The organism is Burkholderia sp. Bp9140, from assembly GCF_003853425.1.
Taxonomy (GTDB): domain Bacteria; phylum Pseudomonadota; class Gammaproteobacteria; order Burkholderiales; family Burkholderiaceae; genus Burkholderia.
Window position 1 is genome coordinate 35057 of record NZ_QTPQ01000013.1, and the last position, 23236, is coordinate 58292.

At 68.8% G+C, this 23236-nt stretch carries 19 protein-coding genes; 7 read left to right on the top strand and 12 right to left on the bottom strand.

Annotated features, from left to right (window positions below; genetic code table 11):
• Window positions 1–122 precede the first annotated feature (122 nt).
• Both DIE21_RS12965 and mctP read left to right on the top strand, forming a co-directional pair.
• Window positions 123–365, top strand: a complete 243-nt coding sequence (locus DIE21_RS12965; RefSeq protein WP_011657556.1) for a DUF3311 domain-containing protein — start codon at window positions 123–125, stop codon at window positions 363–365.
• Window positions 362–1912 (top strand): monocarboxylate uptake permease MctP, encoded by a 1551-nt coding sequence (gene mctP, locus DIE21_RS12970; protein ID WP_124498091.1) that lies wholly within the window; start codon window positions 362–364, stop codon window positions 1910–1912. Before DIE21_RS12965 ends, mctP begins: the two co-directional genes overlap by 4 nt.
• Window positions 1913–1999: 87 nt before the next feature.
• Here mctP and DIE21_RS12975 read toward each other — a convergent pair whose 3' ends face one another.
• From DIE21_RS12975 to DIE21_RS12995, 5 genes are all read right to left on the bottom strand, one after another.
• Window positions 2000–2455, bottom strand: a complete 456-nt coding sequence (locus DIE21_RS12975) for a VOC family protein (protein WP_124498092.1) — start codon at window positions 2453–2455, stop codon at window positions 2000–2002.
• A 245-nt stretch (window positions 2456–2700) separates the two neighbouring features.
• A complete protein-coding gene (gene tal, locus DIE21_RS12980; RefSeq protein ID WP_124498093.1) occupies window positions 2701–3654 on the bottom strand; it encodes a transaldolase in 954 nt (317 codons plus the stop codon).
• A 167-nt stretch (window positions 3655–3821) separates the two neighbouring features.
• Entirely contained in the window at window positions 3822–5033 is a 1212-nt protein-coding gene (locus tag DIE21_RS12985; RefSeq protein ID WP_124498094.1) for a benzoate/H(+) symporter BenE family transporter, read from the bottom strand.
• Window positions 5034–5090: 57 nt separating this feature from the next.
• A complete protein-coding gene (locus DIE21_RS12990) occupies window positions 5091–6266 on the bottom strand; it encodes a VWA domain-containing protein (protein WP_124498095.1) in 1176 nt (391 codons plus the stop codon).
• A gap of 20 nt (window positions 6267–6286) precedes the next feature.
• The gene (locus tag DIE21_RS12995) at window positions 6287–7129 is read right to left on the bottom strand and encodes a MoxR family ATPase (RefSeq protein WP_124498096.1); all 843 of its coding nucleotides are present in this window, start codon (window positions 7127–7129) and stop codon (window positions 6287–6289) included.
• Between the two features lie 245 nt (window positions 7130–7374).
• Between DIE21_RS12995 and DIE21_RS13000 the strand changes: the two genes are divergently transcribed.
• Both DIE21_RS13000 and DIE21_RS13005 read left to right on the top strand, forming a co-directional pair.
• Complete coding sequence (locus DIE21_RS13000) at window positions 7375–7734, top strand: c-type cytochrome (RefSeq protein ID WP_124498097.1); 360 nt, start codon at window positions 7375–7377, stop codon at window positions 7732–7734.
• A gap of 40 nt (window positions 7735–7774) precedes the next feature.
• Entirely contained in the window at window positions 7775–8134 is a 360-nt protein-coding gene (locus tag DIE21_RS13005) for a cytochrome c (protein WP_011885615.1), read from the top strand.
• A 72-nt stretch (window positions 8135–8206) separates the two neighbouring features.
• Here the strand turns inward: DIE21_RS13005 and DIE21_RS13010 are convergent, their stop codons facing one another.
• Complete coding sequence (locus DIE21_RS13010) at window positions 8207–8674, bottom strand: DUF1841 family protein (protein WP_409364632.1); 468 nt, start codon at window positions 8672–8674, stop codon at window positions 8207–8209.
• Window positions 8675–8887: 213 nt separating this feature from the next.
• On the opposite strand from DIE21_RS13010, the gene DIE21_RS13015 reads away from it, so the two are divergent.
• The gene (locus DIE21_RS13015) at window positions 8888–9817 is read left to right on the top strand and encodes a DMT family transporter (RefSeq protein WP_124498099.1); all 930 of its coding nucleotides are present in this window, start codon (window positions 8888–8890) and stop codon (window positions 9815–9817) included.
• A gap of 98 nt (window positions 9818–9915) precedes the next feature.
• Here DIE21_RS13015 and nth read toward each other — a convergent pair whose 3' ends face one another.
• Together nth and rsxB are read right to left on the bottom strand one after the other, a co-directional pair.
• Window positions 9916–10560 (bottom strand): endonuclease III, encoded by a 645-nt coding sequence (nth, locus tag DIE21_RS13020; RefSeq protein ID WP_124498100.1) that lies wholly within the window; start codon window positions 10558–10560, stop codon window positions 9916–9918.
• Window positions 10557–11573, bottom strand: coding sequence for an electron transport complex subunit RsxB (gene rsxB / locus DIE21_RS13025; RefSeq protein WP_124498101.1), 1017 nt, complete (start codon window positions 11571–11573; stop codon window positions 10557–10559). Before rsxB ends, nth begins: the two co-directional genes overlap by 4 nt.
• 156 nt (window positions 11574–11729) lie before the next feature.
• Here rsxB and DIE21_RS13030 point away from each other — a divergent pair, with 156 nt between their 5' ends.
• Window positions 11730–12362, top strand: coding sequence for a TetR family transcriptional regulator (locus DIE21_RS13030; RefSeq protein ID WP_124498102.1), 633 nt, complete (start codon window positions 11730–11732; stop codon window positions 12360–12362).
• A 96-nt stretch (window positions 12363–12458) separates the two neighbouring features.
• On the opposite strand, the gene DIE21_RS13035 is transcribed toward DIE21_RS13030, so the two are convergent.
• Together DIE21_RS13035 and DIE21_RS13040 are read right to left on the bottom strand one after the other, a co-directional pair.
• Window positions 12459–13946: a polyhydroxyalkanoate depolymerase gene (locus tag DIE21_RS13035; protein ID WP_124498103.1), complete on the bottom strand. Its 1488-nt coding sequence runs from the start codon at window positions 13944–13946 to the stop codon at window positions 12459–12461.
• Between the two features lie 209 nt (window positions 13947–14155).
• On the bottom strand, window positions 14156–15985 hold the full coding sequence (locus DIE21_RS13040; RefSeq protein WP_124498104.1) for a glycoside hydrolase family 15 protein: 1830 nt from the start codon (window positions 15983–15985) through the stop codon (window positions 14156–14158).
• Between the two features lie 166 nt (window positions 15986–16151).
• Between DIE21_RS13040 and DIE21_RS13050 the strand changes: the two genes are divergently transcribed.
• The gene (locus DIE21_RS13050; protein ID WP_124498105.1) at window positions 16152–17399 is read left to right on the top strand and encodes a lactonase family protein; all 1248 of its coding nucleotides are present in this window, start codon (window positions 16152–16154) and stop codon (window positions 17397–17399) included.
• A 108-nt stretch (window positions 17400–17507) separates the two neighbouring features.
• On the opposite strand, the gene DIE21_RS37760 is transcribed toward DIE21_RS13050, so the two are convergent.
• Entirely contained in the window at window positions 17508–22469 is a 4962-nt protein-coding gene (locus DIE21_RS37760; RefSeq protein ID WP_124498106.1) for a DNA translocase FtsK, read from the bottom strand.
• A gap of 179 nt (window positions 22470–22648) precedes the next feature.
• Window positions 22649–23194: an META domain-containing protein gene (locus DIE21_RS13060; RefSeq protein ID WP_124498107.1), complete on the bottom strand. Its 546-nt coding sequence runs from the start codon at window positions 23192–23194 to the stop codon at window positions 22649–22651.
• Window positions 23195–23236 lie beyond the last annotated feature (42 nt).

Here is a 23236-nt window from a genome sequence, read left to right on the forward strand (position 1 = left end):
CGCGTGCTCGCGGCTCCTATACTGGCGCGAAGCCAGGGGAGCCGCAGCCTACCCGTTTTGTGCTCCTCTCGGTGCCGTACCCGCTCAACAAGATCGATAACCGGGATAGATGAGGAGACGTCATGGCTCACGATGCCGACGCCAACCGGGCCGCCAAGCGCTGGCTCTGGCTGCTGGTGCTGCCGCTGATCGCGATGGTGTGGGTACCGTCGTACAGCAAGATCGAACCGCAATGGTTCGGATTTCCGTTTTTCTACTGGTACCAGCTGCTTTGGGTCTTCATCAGCGCGGTGATTACCGCGTTTGTATATTTCAAGACCAAGAACGCGTGGAAGGCGAGCGGCCCGCAAGGAGGTGCGCGATGAATCTCGGCGCAACCGTCGTCTTCGTCCTGCTGTTCATCGGTGTCACGATCATCGGTTTCCTGGCCGCGAACTGGCGGCGCGGCGATCTCGCCCACCTCGACGAATGGGGCCTCGGCGGCCGCCGCTTCGGCACGATCGTCACGTGGTTCCTGCTCGGCGGCGACCTCTACACGGCCTATACGTTCGTCGCGGTGCCCGCGCTCGTGTTCGGTGCCGGCGCGATGGGCTTCTTCGCGCTGCCGTACACGATCCTGATCTACCCGTTCGCGTTCATCGTGTTCCCGAAGCTGTGGAGCATCGCGAAGCGCCACGGCTACGTGACGGCCGCCGACTTCGTGAACGCGCGCTACGGCAGCCGCATGCTCGCGCTCGCGATCGCGGTGACGGGCATCCTCGCGACGATGCCGTACATCGCGCTGCAGCTCGTCGGCATCGAAGTGGTGATCGGCGCGCTCGGTTTCGACACGACGGGCTTCGTCGGCGACCTGCCGCTCATCATCGCGTTCGCGATCCTCGCCGCGTACACGTACACATCGGGGCTGCGCGCGCCCGCGATGATCGCGATCGTGAAGGACATCCTGATCTACGTCACGATCGCCGCGGCGGTCATCGTGATCCCCGCGAAGCTCGGCGGCTTCGGCCACATCTTCGCGTCGGTGCCGCCGGCGAAGCTGCTGCTGAAGGCGCCCGACGCGACGAGCCTGAACGGCTACAGCGCGTACGTGACGCTCGCGATCGGCTCGGCGCTCGCGCTGTTCCTGTATCCGCACTCGGTCACGGCGATCCTGTCGTCGTCGTCGGGCAACTCGATCCGCCGCAACATGGCGATGCTGCCCGCGTACTCGTTCGTGCTCGGCCTGCTCGCGCTGCTCGGCTACATGGCGCTCGCGGCGGGCGTGAAGGACATGCCGCAGTACGCGCCGTACTTCAAGGCGTTCGGCCCGAACTTCGCGGTGCCCGCGCTGTTCCTCGAGTATTTCCCGTCGTGGTTCGTCGGCGTCGCGTTCGCGGCGATCGGCATCGGCGCGCTGGTGCCGGCGGCGATTATGTCGATCGCGGCCGCGAACCTCTATACGCGCAACATCCACCGCGAGTTCGTGAACCGCAACATGACGCACGACCAGGAGACGCACGTCGCGAAGCTCACTTCGCTGATCGTGAAGGTCGGCGCGGTCGCGTTCATCCTCGGGCTGCCGCTGACCTATGCAATCCAGCTGCAGCTGCTAGGCGGGATCTGGATCATCCAGACGCTGCCCGCGATCGTGCTCGGCCTGTACACGCGGCTGCTCGACCATCGCGGCCTGCTGATCGGCTGGGCGGCCGGCATCGTGTGCGGCACGTGGATGGCGGTCTCGCTGAAGCTGGCGAGCTCGATCTTCACGATCCACCTGTTCGGATTCGCGATTCCCGGCTACGCGGCCGTGTGGTCGCTGGTCGTGAACCTGGTGGTGGCGGTGGCGGTGAGCGTGCTGGTGCGCGTGATGGGCATGGCGCATGCGGAGGACCGCACGCGGCCGGAGGACTATCTCGACGTCGTCGAGGGGTGATACGGACGGCGCGGCCGCGGGCCGCGCGTCGTGCGGGAAGCGACAACGACGCCCGCCGCTGCGAAGCGGCGGGCGTTGTCGCTGGCGTCAGCCCTGTGCGCGTTTCGCGAGATCCTCGCGCTGCGACAGGTCCTCGACGTTGACCATCCAGTGCACGCCGAAACGATCCTTCGCCATCCCGAAGCCGAGCGCCCAGAACGTCTTGCCGAACGGCATCGTCACTTCGCCGCCGTCGGCGAGCGCATTGAACAGCTTCTGGCCTTCCTCGACCGTCGCCGGATTCAGCGACAGCGAATAGCCGGCGTGCGTGCCGCCGCCCGGCTGGCTGCAGTCGCCGTCCGAGCACATGATCATCGAGTCGCCGATCGTGAAGCTCGCATGCATTACCTTGTCGGCCATCTCCGGTGCCATCGGGTGATCGGGATTCGGCGGCGCATCCTTGAAGTGCATCTTGAACATCGTCTTCGCGCCGAGCGCCTTTTCATAGAACTGCAGGGCTTCTTCCGCGCGGCCGTAGAACGTCAGATACGGTTGGACTTGCATCGTTGTCTCCTGTTGACCGGGCCGGCGTGTCGGTGCCGGCGCGGGTACTGCCAAGATTGACCGGGACGAGCACGCCGGGATGCGGCCGGCGCACTCGTGACGTGGATTGTAGTGCGCGCGCCTGACGATGGAATGAAAATAAAAACGGCCGCGAACACGAGGTTCGCGGCCGTTCGCGGCGCGTGCTGACGGCTGTTGTCAGGCCTGCTGACAGTTCAACTGACCGCGATGACGTGCCGTGCGGCTCAGCGCAGCGCGTCGATCAGCTTCTCGAGCTTCACCGCGTCGGCGGCGAACACGCGGATGCCTTCGGACAGTTTTTCCGTCGCCATCGCTTCGTCGTTCAGCTGGAAGCGGAACGAAGCCTCGTCGATCGCGACGCGCTCGGTCGGCTTGTCGTGCAGCGCGTCCGGCGACAGCTTGCGCTCGACCGTGTCGTTGCTGTCTTGCAGCGTCTGCAGCAAATCGGGGCTGATCGTCAGCAGGTCGCAGCCCGCGAGCTCGGTGATCTGGCTCGTCGTGCGGAAGCTCGCGCCCATCACTTCGGTGTTGTAGCCGAACGTCTTGTAGTACGTGTAGATGCGGCGCACCGACTGCACGCCCGGGTCGTTCGCGCCGCCGTTCTTCGTTTCATCCCAGTCGGCGCCGGCCTGCTTCTTGTACCAGTCGTAGATGCGTCCGACGAACGGCGAGATCAGTTGCGCGCCGGCTTCCGCGCACGCGGCGGCCTGAACCAGCGAGAAAAGCAGGGTCATGTTGCACTTGATCCCTTCCTTCTGCAGCACCTCGGCGGCGCGAATCCCTTCCCACGTCGACGCGAGCTTGATCAGGATGCGCTCGCGGCCGATGCCGGCGGCTTCGTACAGCTTGATCAGTTCGTGTGCCTTGTCGATCGAGCGCGTCGCGTCGAACGACAGGCGCGCATCGACCTCGGTCGACACGCGGCCCGGGATCAGCTTCAGGATCTCGGTGCCGAATGCGATCAGCAGGCGGTCGATGATGAAATCGGTGGGTTCGTTGCGGTGATCGCGGACGGTTTTCTCGAGGATCGGCTTGTAAGCGTCCTTCTGGACGGCCTTCAGGATCAGCGACGGGTTCGTGGTCGCATCCTGCGGCTTGTATTGCGCAAGCTGCTGGAAATCGCCCGTGTCGGCGACGACGGTCGTGTACTGCTTCAGCTGGTCGAGTGCGGTAGTCATGGCGATTCGGGAGGAGGGCGCGGGGCGCCGGGGTTCTCACGGGCCGCGCGAGCGCGGCAGCGAAGCGAGGCGGCGCCGGGCACCGCCTCCGAGCGGCTATTTTAGGCCCGATTCGCGTCGCGCACGTTTTGGCGTGCCGTTTGCAGTGCGCTCCCCGTCACACGGCGCTACGCGGGGCGCCGCGCGTTCAGGATCACCTGCGTGACGATCCCCGCGACGAGTCCCCAGAACGCCGAGCCGATCGACAGCAGCGTGAGGCCCGACGCGGTGACCATGAACGTGACGAGCGCGGCTTCGCGCTGCTTCACGTCCTGCATCGCGTTCGCGAGCCCGCTCATGATCGAGCCGAACAGTGCGAGCGCGGCGACCGACACGACGAGCGCCTTCGGCAGCGCAGCGAACAGCGCGGCGATCGTCGCGCCGAAGATCCCGGCGATCAGGTAGAACACGCCGCACCACACGGCGGCCGTGTAGCGCTTCGCGTGATCCTCGTGCGCTTCGGGGCCCGTGCAGATCGCCGCGGTGATCGCCGCGAGATTCACGCCGTGCGAGCCGAACGGCGCGAGCAGCAGCGAGGCGAGGCCGGTGGTCGCGATCAGCGGCGATGACGGTGTCGGGTAGCCGTCCGCGCGCAGCACCGCGATGCCCGGCACGTTCTGCGACGCCATCGCGACGACGAACAGCGGGATGCCGATGCTGACGATCGATGCGATCGAGAGCGCGGGCATCGTGAACACCGGTTGCGCGAGCGAGATGTGGAAGCGGCTGAAGTCGAGCAGGCCGAGGCCGCCGGCCACCGCGGTGCCGACGATCAGCGTCGTGACGATCGCATAGCGCGGCGCGAGCCGCTTGACGATCAGGTAGGTGAAGAACATCGCGAGCACGAGCGCGGTCTGGAACTGCGCGGCGCGGAAGATCTCGATGCCGATCTCGAACAGGATGCCCGCGAGCAAGGCGGCCGCGATGCCGGCCGGAATGCGCCGCATCAGCGTGTCGAACAGCCCGCTCACGCCGACCGCGGTCAGCAGCAGCGCGCACACGACGAACGCGCCGATCGCCTCCGGATACGGCACGCCGGGCAGCGACGCGATCAGCAGCGCGGCGCCGGGCGTCGACCACGCGACCACGACGGGTGCACGAAAGCGCAGCGACAGGCCGATCGTCGTCAAGGCCATGCCGATCGACAGTGCCCAGATCCACGACGAGATCTGCGCGTCGGTCAGGTGCGCGGCGCGGCCGGCCTGGAACATCAGCACGAGCGAGCTCGTGTAGCCCGTCATCATCGCGACGAAGCCGGCGACGAGCGCGGAGACGGACGTATCGGTGAAAAAGCGGCGGCCGCCGGCGCCGCCAGCGCTCGCGGTGGGCGAAGGGTTCATGCTATCTCCGGGGGGAGGCCGCGCGGACGCGGCCTTCGTGTCTGCAGGGTGGGTGCGTTACTTGCTGAGTGCGCGCATCGCGGTTTCGAGGCCCGCGAGCGTGAGCGGATACATGCGCTGGCCGAGCAGGTCGCGGATCACCGCGACCGATTGCCGGTATTCCCATAGCCGCTCGGGCTCGGGGTTCAGCCATGCATGGTGGGGGAACTGGTCGGCGAGGCGGCGCAGCCAGACGGCGCCGGCTTCCGGGTTGTTGTATTCGACCGAGCCGCCGGGCTGCAGCACTTCGTACGGGCTCATCGTCGCGTCGCCGACGAAGATCAGCTTGTAGTCGGGCGTGAACTTGTGCAGCACGTCCCACGTCGCGGTGCGCTCCGAGTGACGGCGGCGGTTGTTCTTCCACAGGTGGTCGTACACGCAATTGTGGAAGTAGTAGAACTCCAGGTGCTTGAACTCGGCCTTCGCGGCCGAGAACAGTTCCTCGGTGCGCTTGATGTGGTCGTCCATCGAGCCGCCGACGTCGAGCAGCATCAGCACCTTCACGTTGTTGTGGCGCTCGGGCACCATCCGCAGGTCGAGCCAGCCGGCGTTCGCGGCCGTGCTGCGGATCGTGCCGGGCAGGTCGAGTTCCTCGGCCGCGCCTTCGCGCGCGAAGCGGCGCAGGCGCCGCAACGCGACCTTGATGTTGCGCGTGCCGATCTCGACCGAGTCGTCGTAGTCGCGGTACGCGCGCGCCTCCCACACCTTGACCGCGGTGCGGTTGCCGTTCGACGGGCCGCCGATGCGCATGCCCTCGGGGTTGTAGCCGCCGTGCCCGAACGGCGACGTGCCGCCGGTGCCGATCCACTTGTTGCCGCCTTCGTGGCGTTCCTTCTGCTCGTCGAGCAGTGCCTTCAGGCGCTCCATCAGCTTGTCGAGGCCGCCCATCGCCTCGATCTGCGCCTTTTCCTCCGGCGACAGCTCGCGCTCGAGACGCTTCTCGAGCCAGTCGAGCGGAAGGTCGAACGCGTCGGACGGCAGCGCGGACACGCCGTGGAAATACGCGCCGAACGCCTGGTCGAACTTGTCGAAATACTGCTCGTCCTTGACGAGCGTCATGCGTGCGAGGAAGTAGAACGCGTCGATCGACGGCGAGATCAGCCCGGCCCTCAGCGATTCGAGCAGCGTCAGGTATTCCTTCACCGAGACGGGCAGCCTGGCTGCGCGCAGCGCGTAGAAGAAATTGAGCAGCATGGCCGGGCCTTCGCGGGGGGTTACCGGCTGTGCCGGTTCATGTAGACGAGCCGCTCGAGCAGGCTCAGGTCCTGCTCGTTCTTCAGCAGCGCGCCCGCGAGCGGCGGCACGATCTGCTTCGCGTCGGCGCCGCGCAGCGCGTCGGCCGGGATGTTCTCGGCGAGCAGCAGCTTCAGCCAGTCGAGCAGCTCGGACGTCGACGGCTTCTTCTTCAGCCCCGACACGCCGCGCAACTCGAAGAAACCCTGGAGCGCCGCGTGCAGCAGTTCCTCGCGGATGTTCGGGAAGTGGACCGCGACGATCTTCTGCATCGTCGACGCGTCGGGAAACTGGATGTAGTGGAAGAAGCAGCGGCGCAGGAACGCGTCGGGCAGCTCCTTCTCGTTGTTCGACGTGATGATGACGAGCGGGCGGTGCTTCGCGCGCACCGTCTCGCGCGTCTCGTACACGTGGAATTCCATCCGGTCGAGCTCGCGCAGCAGGTCGTTCGGGAATTCGATGTCGGCCTTGTCGATCTCGTCGATCAGCAGCACGCTCGGGTGCTCGGCGTCGAACGCCTGCCACAGCACGCCCTTCACGATGTAGTTCGAGATGTCCTTCACGCGCGCGTCGCCGAGCTGCGAGTCGCGCAGCCGCGATACCGCGTCGTATTCGTAGAGGCCCTGCTGCGCCTTGGTCGTCGACTTGATGTGCCATTGCAGCAGCGGCATGTCGAGCGCGGCGGCCACTTCCTCGGCGAGCATGGTCTTGCCGGTGCCGGGCTCGCCCTTGATCAGCAGCGGGCGTTGCAGGGTCAGCGCGGCGTTGACCGCGAGCTTCAGGTCGTCGGTGGCGACGTAGTGCGAGGATCCATCGAAACGCATGGCGGCGCTCTTTCCTGATCGCAAAAAAACCCAGTATAAGTCAGAAGGGCTGTCCGGTTGGGCCGGGGCCGCGTATCGTTGCGGGGCTGCGGCGGGGCGGGCCGGGGCGCCATATGGACGCGTTCCCCGCCGACGCGGTACAATCTGGCCGTTTTTTTTGGCCTGCGTGGCGATCCGATCAGCAAAACGGCGCGGGCCGTTGCCGCTTCGGCGCCAGTTTCCCCTCAAGCTAGGTTACAAGAGCTATGAACAAATTCGTCGGCAAACACGTCGTTGTCGCAGCGCTCGTGGCGCTCGCGGGCAGCGCGCAGGCGGCCGGTGTGGTCGGCAACCCGAAGGACGGGGCAGGCAAGGCCGCCATGTGCATCGGTTGCCACGGCATCCAGGATTACCGCGCGGCGTACCCGGAGGTCTACCGGGTGCCCGTCATCGGCGGCCAGAACCAGCAATACCTCGAGAACGCGCTGAAGGCCTACCGCAAGAAGGATCGTCACTTCCCGTCGATGAACGCGATCGCCGGTTCGCTGACGGACCAGGACATCGCGGATCTGGCGGCCTACTACGCCGCCCAGAAGGCCGACACGAAGGACAATCCCTACAAGTAAAGCGCGCGCCGCCGATCTGACCGGCGGGACAGGAGCATTCATGAACAACGCATTCAAGACGGCGGCGGTTGCACTGGCGGCCGGCCTCGCGATCGGTACCGCGCATGCGGCGGACACCACGAAGGGCAAGGAGCTGGTCGAGTCGCACAACTGCGCGGCCTGCCACGGCGCGCAGCTGAACAAGCCGATCAACGCCGAGTATCCGCGCCTCGCGGGCCAGCACGCCGACTACCTCGTGTGGGCGATGCGCCAGTACCAGATGGGGCTGACGAACCCGCTGCTCGGTCGCAACAACGCGATCATGCAGGCGCAGGTCCAGAACCTGTCGGTCAGCGACATGAAGGACATCGCGGCCTACATCGAGTCGCTGAAAGAGACCGATCTCGTCTTCAAGAAGTAAGCGCGCCCGGCCTTCCCGGTCCGTGCAGCAAGCATACCCCGCCGCGGCGGGGTATTTTTTTGCCCGCGCCGCTCAGTCGCGCGACGCGCGGCGCAGGATGCGCTGCAGGTACGCGTCCGTATCGGGCGGTGTGCCGGTGCGCTGCGCTTCCCAGATCGTCTCGCCGAGGCACTCCATGATCATGTGCTGCGCCTCGTGGGCCGAGTCGAGCTTCGCGGCCAGCTTGTCGTGCGCGGCGCGGATGCCGGGCGGCTGGTCGATCGACAGCTGCTCGCTGATCGCGAGGTGCATCGACAGGTGCAGGAACGGGTTCGTGCGGCCTTCCTCGGGCGTGTAGTCGCGCGCGGCGGCGCCGTCGGCGTCCGCGAGGTCGTCGTGGTATTCGGGGTGCTCGACGATCCAGTCGGCTGCCATCGCTTCCAGCGGCGTCAGGATCTCGCCGGCGCGCTGCTTGCGCCAGGTCTCGGTGAAAAAGCGACGGACTTCGTCGCGACTCGGATTGAACATGGTGGGGAAACGTCGTGATTCGGGCGGCGTCATGCCGCGTCGCGCATTGTACGCCGGGTCGGCGCACGGTGCTGGCGGCGGGTGGCGCGCGAGCGGGGCAGGCCCCGTGGCGCACCGCGGGCCGCGCCGGCCGGCGCCAGCCGCCGCGGCCGCGGCGCAACGCAACGGGTAAGCGCGGGGCTAGGCTGCCGGCCGGCGCGCCGCTACACTCCGACGATTCCCGTCGTCGCGCTCGCACCGTTCATCATGTCCGCCACCTCCCGCTCATCGTCCGCCGCGCTGCAGGGCGCGCTCTATGTCGCGCTGTCCGCCGCCGCATTCGGCGCGATGGCGATCTTCGGCCGTTATGCGTATGCGGCCGGCGTCGACGTGCTCGGGCTGCTGATCGTGCGTTTCGCGATCGGCGGCGCGATCCTCGCCGCGATCGCCCGGCACCGCCGCGTCGCATGGCCGCGCGGCCGCACGCTCGCGCCGCTCGTGGCGATGGGCGCGCTCGGCTACGTCGGGCAGTCGTTCTGCTATTTCAGCGCGCTCCAGCATGCGCAGGCGAGCCTCGTCGCACTGCTGCTGTACCTGTATCCGGCCTTCGTCACGCTGCTGGCCGCGTGGTGGCTCGGCGAGCGCCTCACGCGCGCGAAGGCGGTCGCGCTCGTGCTCTGTGTCGCCGGCTCCGCGCTGATGGTCGGCGGCGGCCACGGCGAGCCGCTCGGCATCGCGCTCGCGCTGGCCGCGGCGGTGATCTATTCGCTGTACATCGTCGGCGGCACGAAGGCGACGCGCGGCGTCGATCCGCTCGCCACCACCGCGATCATCTGCCTGTCGGCAACCGCGACGCTCGTGGCGATCGCAGTCGTGCGAACCGCGGCGTTCGGCGCGCCGCCGCGCTGGCCGGCAACGGCCGCCGGCTGGGCGTCGATGCTCGCGATCGCGCTGGTGTCGACGGTCGCCGCGATGCTCGCGTTCTTCGCCGGGCTCGAGCGGCTCGGGGCCGCGCGCACGTCGATGCTGTCGACGCTCGAACCGGTCGTGACGGTCGCGCTCGCGGCGCTGCTGTTCGGCGAGGCGCTGTCGCCGCTGCAGTGGGCTGGCGGCGTCGCGATCCTCGCGGCCGTGCTGGCGCTCGTGCGCGCGGGCGGCGCGGCGGCCGACGACGCGACGGCGACGTCCAACGCATAGCAGGGAAGGGGAAAGCCGCCGGCGCCGCAATGGCGCCCATGGGCGGTACCGCACCCGGTTCGGTCGGCCGCGTGCGGTGCGTCAGCCGCAGCCGGCGCTCACTCGTTCGGCGGCGGCGTTTTTGGCCGGAATTCGCACAGCGGCTCGATCGCGCAGTGCCAGCATTCGGGCTTGCGCGCCTTGCACACGTAGCGTCCGTGCAGGATCAGCCAGTGATGCGCATCCTGCAGGAATTCCTTCGGCGTGAACTTCTCGAGTGCGGCCTCGACGGCCCGCACGTCCTTGCCCGGCGCGAGTCCCGTGCGGTTCGCGACGCGGAAGATGTGCGTGTCGACCGCGATCGTCGGCTGGCCGAACGCGGTGTTCAGCACGACGTTCGCGGTCTTGCGGCCGACGCCCGGCAGGCTCTCGAGCGCTTCGCGATCGGCCGGCACCTCGCCGTCGTAGCGCGCGAGCAGGAGGTTGCACGTCGCGATCACGTTCTTCGCCTTGGTGCGGTACAGGCCGATCGTCTTGATGTAGTCGGCGACGCCTTCCTCGCCGAGCGCGACGATTTGTCGCGGGGTGTTCGCGACCGGAAACATCTTCCGCATCGCCTTGTTGACCGACACGTCGGTCGCCTGCGCGGACAGCATCACCGCGATCAGCAACTCGAACGGCGTCGTGTATTCGAGCTCGGTGGTCGGGTGCGGATTGAGGCTTTGCAGCGTTTCGTAGATCGCGCGTCGTTTGGTGGCGTTCATGGACGGTTCTTGTCGGGCGGCGCGCACGGGCCGTTCCGGTCGGCGTTGTTGTCTGGATCGTCGCTGTCGTCACCGGCCGCCGCGGCCTCGGCATCGCGCTGCGCCTGCTGTTCGGCGAGCCGCTTGCGGCGGGCTTCGGCCGCGTCGATCTGCGCCTGCACGGCCGCGCTCACGCCTTCGGTGTTCTTCGGCCCGGCGCCTTGCTCGGAGAGTTCGTCCTTCTTCTTGCGTGCGCGTTCGAGCGCGGCGGCGATGATCGCGCGTTTCTTCGCGTCGGCGTCGTCGGCCGGGGCGGCGCCCGGCGTGCCCGGCTGCGTGCCGGGCTCTCCCGCGGCCGGCGCCGCCTTGGCCGCGCCGGCGCTGGCGCTGGCCGCGCGGCGGGCGGCGGCGCGCGCTTCCGCGGCCTCGCGTTCGCGGCGCTGGCGCGCGAGCCGGCGGTCGTGGCGTTCGCGCGCGGCGTCCGCCTGTTCCTGCGACCACGCGTCCCAGCCGGTGCGCTCGCCGGTCACGGGGACCATCGCGATGCAGTCGACCGGGCAGGGCGGCACGCACAGGTCGCAGCCCGTGCACAGCGATTCGATGATCGTGTGCATCTGTTTCGGCGCGCCGGCGATCGCATCGACCGGGCACGCCTGCATGCACAGCGTGCAGCCGATGCACAGGCTTTCGTCGATGAACGCGACGGCGCGCGGATGCTCGGTGCCGTTGACGGGGTTCAGCGGGATCACGGGCTTGCCGAGCAGGTTCGCGAGGCGTGCGATGCCTTCGGCGCCGCCGGGTGGGCACTGGTTGTAGTTCGCGTTGCCGGCGGCGATCGCGTCGGCGTACGGACGGCAGCCGTTATAGCCGCACTTCGTGCATTGCGTCTGGGGAAGCAGATCTTCGATGCGATCCGCGAGGGTCTTGGAATCGGTCACGGTGACAACGGGCGCAGCAGCGCCGAATGGCTCTCGGCCGCGTCGGGCGCGGCCGGAAAGGTTTGCCAAACCTTGATTATCGCCGATTTCCCGCATTGCGCTGGAGGCCGTCTGTGCGCATAATCGAACCGCTTTTTTGCAGGGGCTCAGCAGGAGGGCGGCCGCATGCGGCGCGCCCGTTCCAGGGCAGCCGGCGCCGAGGCGGTGGGGGTGCCGGTCCGGATCACGCGGCTCACATAGCAAAACGCCACCATGAATCAGCCAAAAATCAAAAGAGATCCTGAAGGTACACGCCGCCGCATCCTGATGGCGGCAGCCGAGGAGTTCGCGAGTGGAGGGCTGTTCGGCGCACGCGTCGATCAGATCGCGCGCCGGGCCGAAACCAACGAGCGCATGCTCTATTACTACTTCGGCAGCAAGGAGCAGCTGTTTACGGCCGTGCTCGAACACGCGTTCTCCGCGCTGACCGAGGCCGAGCGTGTGCTCGATCTCGATGGCGTCGCGCCCGTCGAAGCCGTCACGCGGCTCGCGCATTTCGTGTGGGACTACTACCGCGACCATCCGGAACTGCTGCGGCTCATCAACAACGAGAACCTGCACGAAGCGCGCTACCTGCACAAGTCGACGCGGATCCGCGAGATGATGTCGCCGATCGTCGCGAAGCTCGGCAACGTGCTGATACGCGGCCAGAAGGCCGGGCTGTTCCGCGGCGACGTCGATCCGCTGCACTTCTACGTGACGCTGTCGGGGCTCGGCTACTACATCGTGTCGAACCGCTTCACGCTCGCCGCGACGCTCGGCCGCGACTTCAGCGAAGCCGACGAGCGCGCGGAGATGGTCAGGATGAATACCGAGGTGCTGCTCGCGTATCTGCTGCGACGCTGAGCCGATGCGCCGATAGCGGCCCACCCGCGGCCGCCGGATGGAAAAACGCCGCCGTGCGCAAGCAACGGCGGCGTTTTTGCGTCGGAACGCGGGACGTCAGGCGGCCTTGCGCGCGCGAACGGGCTTGGCGCGCGTGCTGCCCGCGCGCTTCGCGGCCGGTGCGGCCTTCGCGATTGCCGTCTTGGCGGGCGCGACCGTCGCGGCCGGTGCCTTCGCGCGCGTGCGCTTCGCGGTGACGGTGCGCGCCGTCGCTTCAGGCTGCGGCTTGGCGGCAGGCACGGCGCCGATCGTCGTCGCGTCCTGTGCATCGGGGGGCAACTTCGTCGCGCCGTTCTTCGGTTCCGGCGCATGCTCGCGGATGAAGTCGCGCAGTTGCGGGTAGATGATCGTGCGCCAGCGGCGGCCCGAGAAGATCCCGTAGTGACCGCACTTCTCGGCGGTCAGGCTGCGGCGGTCGTCCTGCGGGATGCCCGTGCACAGCTCGTGCGCGACGTGCGTCTGGCCGCTGCCCGAGATGTCGTCGAGTTCGCCCTCGATCGTCATCAGCGCGGTGTGCTTGATGTCCTGCGGACGCACGCGCTCGCCTGCGACATCCCACGTGCCTTCCGCGAGCCGGAATTCCTGGAACACGACGCGGATCGTCTCGAGGTAGTACTCGGCGGCCATGTCGAGCACCGCGTTGTACTCGTCGTAGAAGCGGCGGTGCGCCTCGGCGTCGTCCTCGTCGCCGCGCAGCAGGCTCTGGTAGAAGTCCCAGTGCGATTGCGCGTGGCGTTCCGGGTTCATCGCGACGAAGCCCGTGTGCTGCAGGAAGCCCGGATACACGTGGCGGCCTTCGCCCGGATAGTTCGCGGGCACCGTGTGGATCACGTTGTTCTCGAACCACGCGGTCGAGTGCTGCGTCGCGAGCGAGTTCACCGACGTCGGGCTGCGGCGCGCGTCGATCGGGCCGCCCATCATCGTCATCGTGAGCGGCGTGTCCTCGCCGCGGCTCGCCATCAGCGAGATCGCCGCGAGCACCGGCACCGTCGGCTGGCACACGGAGATCACGTGCAGGTTGCGCGCGCCGATGTGACGGATGAATTCCTGGATGTACGCGATGTAGTCGTGCAGGTGGAACGGGCCGACCTCGACCGGCACCATCCGCGCGTCGATCCAGTCGGTGATGTACACCTTGTGATCCTGCAGCAGCGTGCGCACGGTGTCGCGCAGCAGCGTCGAGTGGTGGCCCGACAGCGGCGCGCAGACCAGCACGACCGGCTCGTCCTTCAGCTGCGTGACGGCGTCGGCGTCGTCCGAATAGCGCTTGAAACGCAGCAGCCGGCAGAACGGCTTCTCGACGATCGTCTGCTCGACGATCGGGATGTTGTGGCCGTCCTTGACGATCTGATGAATGTTGAATTCGGGCTTCTCGTAATCCTTGCCGAGCCGGTACATCAGTTCGTAGGCGGCGGCCATCCGCGTCGCGCCAGGCACCAGCGAGAACGGGCTGGACGGATTGGCGAACGACTTGGAAGCGGCCTGGGCCCAGGCCGTGAGCGGGCTCAGCATGGCCCGCTGGAATTCGTGCAGTTGGTAAAGCATGCAGACTACTCCCGCTTGGGGGACGGTGCTGGGCGGCGTGGGGCGTCGCGGCGTGCCGTGTGGGTCAGCGACCGGCCATGGTGCAGTGCGGCCGGACAATCGAGTCGATCATATCGGACAACGATGAATGTTGCAATGCAACATTTCCTCGATTTTTCATCAAAGTTTTGCGAATTGACGATCTCTGACCAAGCTCGCCCCGCCGCCGGTCAGCGCCCCGTCGCCATGGCCGGCGCGGGCTGGCCCGCCGCGCGCGCCATTGCCTCTTCGTGGTGCATCAGGTTCATCGCGGTATGCACCAGCGCCACGTGCGAGAACGCCTGCGGGAAATTGCCGACGAGCCGGCCTTCCACCGGGTCGTATTCCTCGGCGAGCAGCCCGAGGTCGTTGGACAGCGCGAGCAGCCGGCTGAACAGCCGGTGCGCGTCGTCGATCCGGCCGAGCAGCGCGTAGTTGTCGACCAGCCAGAAGCTGCACGCGAGAAACGTGCCTTCGCCGGGCGGCAAACCGTCGTCGTACTCGGTCGTGCGGTAGCGCATCACGAGCCCGTCGTGCAGCAACTCCCGCTCGACCGCGTCGACCGTGCCGACGATGCGCGGGTCTTCCGGCGGCAGGAAGCCGAGCAGCGGCATCAGCAGCACGCTCGCGTCGAGCTCGTCGCTGCCGTAGCTCTGCGCGAACGCCTGCTTGCCTTCGTGCCAGGCGTTGTCGCACACGTCCGCGTGGATGCGGTCGCGCAGCGCGCGCCAGCGGTCGAGCGACGCGGGCAGCCGGAACATCTCCGCCGACTTGATCGCGCGGTCGAACGCGACCCACGCCATCACCTTCGAGAACGTGAAATGACGGCGGCCGCCGCGCGTCTCCCAGATGCCCTCGTCGGGCTCCTGCCAGATCTTCTCGAGATGGTCGAGCAGCGCGCACTGCACGGACCATACCGTGTCGTCGGCCTGCAGGCCGCCCACGCGCGCGAGGTGCAGCGCGGCCATCACTTCGCCGAACACGTCGAGCTGGAGCTGGTTCGCGGCGCCGTTGCCCACGCGCACCGGTTTCGAATCCTGGTAGCCGGGCAGCCAGTCGAGTTCCATTTCCGGTAGCCGGCGCTCGCCCGCGATCCCGTACATGATCTGGATCTGCTCGGGCGAGCCGGCCATCACGCGGCCGAGCCACGTGCGCCACGCGCGCGCCTCGTCGTAGTAGCCGCCGCGCATCAGCGCGAGCAGCGTGATCGTCGCGTCGCGCAGCCAGCAGTAGCGGTAGTCCCAGTTGCGGTTGCCACCGATCTTCTCGGGCAGCGACGTGGTCGGCGCCGCGACGATGCCGCCGGTCGGCTCGTACGCGAGCGCCTTCAGCGTGATCAGCGAACGGCGCACGGCCGCCGCGTAGCGGCCCTGCACCTGGCAGCGGCCCGACCATTCGAGCCAGTAGTTCTCGGCGCGTGCGAGCAACGACAGCGGATCGCGCGCGGGCGGCAGCCGCAGGTGCGATGCCGCGTAGCTGAGCGAGAACGGCACGCGCTCGTCGGTGCTCACCGTGAATTCCGCGAGCGTATGGAGGTTCTTGCCGGTGAGCGCGACCGGCGTGCGCAGCACGACCGTATCCGGACCGGCGATTGCTTTCACCCCGTCCTCGCGCGACAGCTGCGTGACCCACGGAATCGAGAAACCGTAGTCGAAGCGCAACACCAGCTCCATGCGCATCTTCATCGTGCCGCGCCGGCCGACGACGATCCGCACGAGTTCCGACCAGCCATTGCCCGGCGGCATGAAGTCGATCACGGTGACGGCGCCGCCGGCGCTTTCGTAATCGGTTTCAAGGATCAGCGTGTCGCCGCGGTAGCGGCGTGTCGTGTGCGTGATCGCGGCGTCGGCGGCCGGCGCGAGCAGCCAGCGGCCGTGCTCGGGGGTGCCGACCAGCGCCGCGAAACAGGCGCCCGAATCGAAGCGGGGCCAGCACAGCCAGTCGACGGAGCCGTCTTTCGAGATCAGCGCGGCGGTGTGGCCGTCGCCGACGAGGGCGTAGTCTTCGATCAGGGCAGGCATGGGCAAGCGGTCCTTGGGTTATTCGAGTTCACGATGCAGGCTGCGGCGCCCGGGCTTCACGCGTCGGCGTCGCGCCCCGTATACTCGGCCGGGCGGCGGAGCGCATGAACGGCCGGCGTTTCGTCCTATCTCAACACTTGAAGCGACTCGATGCAAGGAGGATTCAATGCCCAACCGTTTACGCGAGCATGACGCACGCGCTTCGACACGACGGTTCCCGCTTAGGCTCGCTCACTGGATGAAAGGTTTCGCGATCGTGCTTTCCCTGTCCGCGACCCACGCTTTCGCACAACAATCGCCGGCACCGGCCGACGGCGTCTACAACCTGCTCGTCGGCACCTATACGGGGCACGGCAGCGACGGGATCTATGTGTACCGCTTCGATACGAAAACGGGCAGCGTCGCGCCCGTGTCGTCGGCGAAGACCGTGAACCCGTCCTATCTGTTGCCGAGCCGCGACGGTCGCACCGTCTATGCGGTCAACGAACTGCCCGGCGACAATGGGCCGGCGGCGCAGCGCGGCGGCGTCAGCGCGTTCGGCTTCGATCCGAAGACGGGCACGCTCACGTTCATCGACCGCGTATCGTCGGAAGGGAACGATCCTTGCTATCTCGCGCTGTCGCCGGACGGCAAGTACCTTGTCACGGCCAACTACTCGGTCGCGGCCGATCCGGGCGGCAGCTTCGCGGTGTTCCCGGTCCGCGACGGCGGCGCGGTCGGCCCGGCCGTGCTGACGGCGCATCACGAAGGCACGGGGCCCGTGAAGGGGCGCCAGGACGGCGCGCACGTGCACTCGACGGTGTTCTCCCCGGATGGCCGCTACCTGTTCGTGCAGGATCTCGGCGCGGACAAGCTCTACGGCTACCGCTACACGGTGGACGGCAGCCGCGGGCTGATCAGCCCGACCGACACGCGCTACACGCCCGTGAAGGCCGGCTCCGGCCCGCGTCACCTGGTGTTCAGCGCCGACGGCCGGTTCGCGTACGTGACGAGCGAACTCAACGCCTCGGTCGAGGTGTTCGGTTACCACGACGGCAAGCTGACGCCGCTCGAGACGCTGCCGATGACGGTGCCGGGCTTCAAGGGCAAGGTCGGCGGCGGCGCGCTCCACCTGTCGCCGGACGGCCGCTTCCTGTACGCGAGCAACCGCGGCGACGTGAACGACATCGTGATCTACGCGGTGAACAAGGCCGACGGCCGGCTGAAGACCGTCGGCCGCCAGTCGAGCCTCGGCAAGACGCCGCGCGAATTCCTGATCGATCCGACCGGCAAGTGGCTGATCGTCGGCAACCAGGACAGCGACACGTTCTACGTGTTCAGCCGCGATGTCGAAACGGGGCAGCTCGGCCCGAATCCGCAGAAGGTGGCGCTCGGCAGCCCGGTCGACTTCAAGCTGGTGCCGGTCGCGCAGTAAATCGCGGTCCATGCAAGAAGGGCGCTGCCTCGGCAGCGCCCCCTTGGCGTTCGGGCGGCCGCTTGCGCGGCGCGCCCGTATCGGTCGGCGGCCGTGCGGCCGCCATGCTCAGTCGGCCGCGGCCGGCACGAGCACCTCGCGGCTGCCGTTGATGCCCATCGGCGACACGAGGCCGGCCGCTTCCATCTGCTCGACGAGGCGCGCGGCGCGGTTGTAGCCGATGCGCAGCTGGCGCTGCACCGACGAGATCGACGCGCGCCGCGTGCGCACGACGAACGCGACCGCTTCGTCGTACAGCGGATCGGCTTCCGCGTCCGGTGCGTCGCCGAACAGGTCCTGCGTCGCACCGTCGGCCGCCGGGCCGTCGAGAATCCCTTCCTCGTACTGCGGCTCGCCGAACTGCTTCAGGTATTCGACGATCCGGTGCACTTCCTCGTCCGCGACGAACGCGCCGTGCACGCGCTGCGGGTAGCCCGTGCCCGGCGGCAGGAACAGCATGTCGCCCTGGCCGAGCAGCGATTCGGCGCCCATCTGGTCGAGGATCGTGCGCGAGTCGATCTTCGACGACACCTGGAACGCGACGCGCGTCGGGATGTTCGCCTTGATGAGGCCGGTGATGACGTCGACGGACGGGCGCTGCGTCGCGAGGATCAGGTGGATGCCGGCCGCGCGCGCCTTCTGCGCGAGGCGGGCGATCAGCTCCTCGATCTTCTTGCCGGCGACCATCATCAGGTCGGCCAGCTCGTCGATCACGACGACGATCAGCGGCAGCTTCGACAGCGGCTCGGGATCCTCGGGCGTCAGCGAGAACGGGTTGCCGATCTTCTTTTCCTTCGCCTCCGCGTCGCGGAGCTTCTGGTTGAAGCCCGCGAGGTTGCGCACGCCGACGGCCGACATCAGCCGGTAGCGCTTCTCCATTTCGCCGACGCACCAGTTCAGCGCGTTCGCCGCGAGCTTCATGTCGGTGACGACCGGCGCGAGCAGGTGCGGGATGCCTTCGTAGACCGACAGCTCGAGCATCTTCGGGTCGATCATGATCAGGCGCACCTCCTCGGGCGTCGCCTTGTACAGCAGCGACAGGATCATCGCGTTGATCGCGACCGACTTGCCCGAGCCCGTCGTGCCGGCGACCAGCATGTGCGGCGCCTTCGCGAGATCGGTGACGACCGGGTGGCCGGTGATGTCCTTGCCCATCGCGATGGTCAGCTGCGACGCCGAATGCTGGTACTGGCGCGATTCGAGGATTTCCGACAGTCGAATCATCTGGCGTTTCGCGTTCGGCAGCTCGAGGCCCATGCAGGTCTTGCCGGGAATCGTCTCGACGACGCGGATCGACGTGAGGCCCAGGCCGCGCGACAGGTCCTTCATCAGGCCGACGATCTGGCTGCCGCGCACGCCGAGCGCGGGTTCGATCTCGAAGCGCGTGATCACCGGGCCTGCCGATGCGCCGACCACCGTCACCGGCACCTTGAACTCCTGCAGGCGCTGTTCGATCACCTGAGCCGTTTGCGCGAGGTGTTCCTCGGTGATCGTTTCGACGTCGCCGGAGGCGGGCTCGAGAAGATCGAGCGTCGGCAGTTCGACGTTGAATGACGCGGGCGCGTGGAATTCGAACGCGTTCGGGCGCGGCGGGCGCACCGCTGCGGCCGACGTGTCGGGGGCCGGGGCGCTCGATTCCGCGGGCGCGGCGGTATCGGCTGCAGTCGGCAGGGTGGCCGCGGGAAACGTTGTGGCCGGGAGCGGCGCGGTCGGGACGGGCGTGCCGGTCGTCGCGGGCGTTGCGCCGGCGCCGGCGCCGGGCATGGCCCAGCTCGCCGGCGAAGCGGCGGGAGCCAGCGGGGTGGCGAACGGCTGGGCCTGCGCCGGGGCGGACACGACGGCTTGCGACGGTGTCGCCGCGTCGACGGCTGCGCTAGGCGCGGAGAGGGTCGGCAATGCCGGCGCCGACGGGGGCGCCGCGGCCGGGCTCGTCGGGGCGAGTGCGCCGGAAGACGATGCCGGAACGGCGGCGGCAGGCGCGATGCCGGTTGCCGTTAGCGCTGCGCCAGTCGGCATGGACGGTTGACCGATCGCCGAAGGCGTGGCCGATGCGGCCGGCGTTGCGGTAAAGGGGCTACCCGACGCAGCGGAAGACCCGGCGGCAGGCGGCACCGGCGTGCTTGGCGCCGGTTGCGATGCGATTGCGCCGAAGGACGTGCCGGCCGATGCCGGGGCCGGGGTGGCCGCTGCGGTCGGAGCTGTCGCGACAGTCTGCGCGGTGGTCGTGCCTGAGGCGCCTGTCGCAGACGTCGCGGCCGCTGCGAACGGCGCGGATACGGGAGGCAGCGCCGTGATCGGGCTGGACGCGCCCACGGCGGACATCGGGACGGATGCCGCCCCTGCCGCGGTCGGTGTGGACCCGAAAGGCTGCGCGGCGGCCGATCCGGAAGCGCTGGTTGCCGACGCCGGGACGGAAGCCGCAGCCGCGCTTGGCGCGGCGGCGAAAGGCTGTGCGGCGGCCGGACCAGAGGTGCCGGTCACCGGTGTCGGGACAGCCGCCGCCGCGGGGGCGGACGGCTGCGTGGAGGGCAGGGCGGAGGCGCCCGTCGAAGGCTTCTCGGCCAGCGTCGTCGGTGCGGGCACTGGCGTCACCGTGCCGGATGCCGGGCCCGCAGCGCCGATCGCCGACGATGCAGCCGCCGGCGTACGATCGCTGGAAGCGTGGGTGGTGTCCGTCATACCCGCCGGCGTGGACGGCGCAACCGAGGCAACGGGTGCTGCCGATGCGGCCGGTTGCGACAGCGAACCGGACGCCGTGTTCGTTACGCCGGCAAACGAACGTGTGGCGGTGACAGGCGTGCTGTCCGAGATGTTCGCCGGTGCCGGCGCAGCAGAACCGGGCGCGGTGCCGACAGGCGACGACGCGCCAGCTGCCGAGGCCGTCTGCGCTGCCGCGAAGGGTTCCGCGGGCAACGGCTTCGACCACGACACGGGCGCAGTGCCATTCGCGCAAGCCGGTTCAGTGCTCGAGGAGGTCGACGCCGCAGGCGTCGGCGGCGTCGCACGTTGCGTGTCTGCGGGCAACGGCGCGGCTTCGCCGGCCTGCTGTTCCGCTGCGTTCCAGACCGTTCCCGTCACGGCGTCGGCCGGTGCGGGATTCGAAGCGGCCAAGGACGCCGTCGTTGCCGCTGCGACGGGCATCGCGTCGGCCAGCGGACGCGCCGGCGTTGCAGCGCCCGACGACGCGGGGAGGCGCGTGATCGGCGCAACCTGCTGGACGGGCTTCACGCCGTCGGGGGTTGCGGTTGCGTCTTGTTTCGCGTCGACCGCTACGGCGGTATCGGCAGGATGCGCGGATTGCGATTGGAACTGGCCGACGATCCCGGCGGCCGTTGCCGCATCCCTCGCATCGACGGGGTGACCCGTGTCGCTTGCCGTCGGTGCGACGACGGCCGCAGGCGCTTCGACGGCCGCGGGTGCCGTCACCGGCTCGCCCGTGCCCGACAGCGGTGCGGCAACCGGGCTTGGGTGCAACGCGCCGAATCCGGAAACCGGCTGGCTGACGATGTCTTCCCATGGCGCGAAGTCGATCGGCGCATCGAATACCGGCGCGGCAGCGACATCGGCGTCATGCCGATGCTCGCCGTCCGCATGACGCGTCGGCGCATTGGCCTCGCTGCCGAGATCAGACATGGCATGCCGCGCCGTCTCACCGAACGCCGGGGTGCCGGTATCGACTGCATCAACAGCAGGCGCGCGCAGGCTCGACTCGGCCGGCATGAACGCATCCAGCACGATCGGTGGGTCGTCGTCGTATGCCGCCGGCGCGGCGGCGAGCGCGTCCGGACGGCCTGCGTCGTGGGGGGCGACCTGATGCGCATCCGGAACGACCGCGGCCGGTACGGCCGTCGATGCCGACGCGGCCACGCTGCCTGCCGCGGCAACCGAGCCGGCCTCGGTCGCTGCGGCGGCCGGCGCCGGCGACGCATCGGCCGACCGTACACCGTCCAGCGCCGCCCACTGCGCGGTGCTGGCCTCGATGGAGCGTAGCGTGTCGTGAACGCTCGGCGCCGGCGTGATCGGCTCCGCGGGCTGTTGCACCCACGCGTAGAGCGGCGCGCGTGCCGGTGTCGGCGGCGCGGGGCGGCGTCGTGCCGCATCCGGCGACTGGCCGGCGGCGCCGGCTCCCGTTGCCGGGGTGACTGGGCGCGCGGGCGTGCGCGGCGGTGTCGCGCCGACCGGGCGCGGCGTGACCGCGGTGCGCGGCGCGGCCGGCTGCTTCAGCGCGGCCGCGGCCGGTCGCGCGGTGGCCGGTTGCGGCCGAACCGGCTCGAACCCGGCCGGAAGCGGGGCCGGGTTGGGGCGCGCTACCTGTGCGTTCGCGGCGGCGCGCGCGAGGCTGGCGGTGCTGCCGGTCGTCGGGGGCGGCATCGCACTCGTCGTGCCCGGTGCGGGCGGCGCGGGCATGCGACTGGCCGGCGTCGGCTTCAGCCAGCCCGACGGCGCGACCGGCTCCGCGAGCGGACGCGGCGCGGCCTTGCTGCGCGGCGTCGGCCGGGCCTGCGGATCGGGTTTCCAAAGCGTCGGGCGCGAATACCGGCCGTTCTGCCGCGGCGCCATCGAGTTGACGGTATGGGCGGTGGTCGGCTGCACGATGTCGTCGTCGCGGTGCAGCGCGCTGCGCGGCAGGTCGGCGACGCCGCGCACATCGTCGTCGTCGACGTCACGCGCGAGCTTCACGCCGAACGACGTGTCGACCCACGCGGCGAACTGCCGCCAGCCGATGCCGGTCAGCCAGGGCAGGCCCGCGAACAACAGCACGACCATCGCGACCGGCGTGCCGATCGGGCCGAGCAGATGCGCGAAGCCGTTCGAGAACGCGTGGCCGAGCGCATTCGTGTCGGGGCCCGACAACGGGCTCGTCAGCGCGCAGCTTGCGACGAACACGGCCGCGAAGCCGAGCCACAGGCGAATCGAGCCGCGCCCGGCGAGTCCGCCGCCGCCGGGCAGCATCGCCTGAACGAGACGCCAGAAGAGAAGGAGGAACCAGACGGCGGAGATGCCGAACCAGCCGAAGACAACCGTGTGCATGCTTTGATGAAACAGGAAGAGGGCGGGAGCGCGGTGCGCGACCCGCCGAGTTTAACCGGCCGGCGAACAGGACTCTAAGGCAGCATGAAGGCGTCGATGCGCTTTCATGCGGCGGGACGCATGCGTCCGGGATCCGCGCGTGGCGAAGGCGGCCGGGCGGCCTTCGCCCGCGCGCTGCATCAGGGGCTCCGGCGCGTGAAGGTCAGCGTCGCGCCGGCTTCGGTCACGATCTGCAATTGCTGCGGCTCGCGCATCTGCACGCCGGTCTTCCCGATGTGCGCGAGCGCATCGAGGTACGCGTGCTCGAGCTGGCCGCCGAGCGCGTTCGGGCATGCCATGCGCGTGCCGGCGAGCGGCCCGAAGCTCAGCAGGCCGTTCTTGAGCGCATAGGTACCCATGTAGCGGTTGCAGCCCGAAAAGCCGCTGGCGCGCCGGACGCCCGATTCAGTGGACAGCGCGAGCTTGATCGGCTCGCCGTTGTCGCCGTGCGGAATCGTGCGCGGCGTGCCGTCGGCGTTCAGCCAGCTCGTGAGCTCCCAGCTCGTGTCGTCGAGCAGCTGGACGGCGGCGGGGTTGTACGGGTCGGGTGCGGGGGCGGCGGAATCGGGGTGGGTCGGCATCGCGCAGGCGGCGAGAAGCGTGGCAAGCGTCAGCGTGCAGAGCGGCGCGCGCAACGGGCGAAGCAGGCCGGTGCGTGCGCGTGCGGCTGCGGACAGGTGGGACATGAGCCTCGTTCCTCATCGGATTCTGATCAAGGCGTAAGAGTA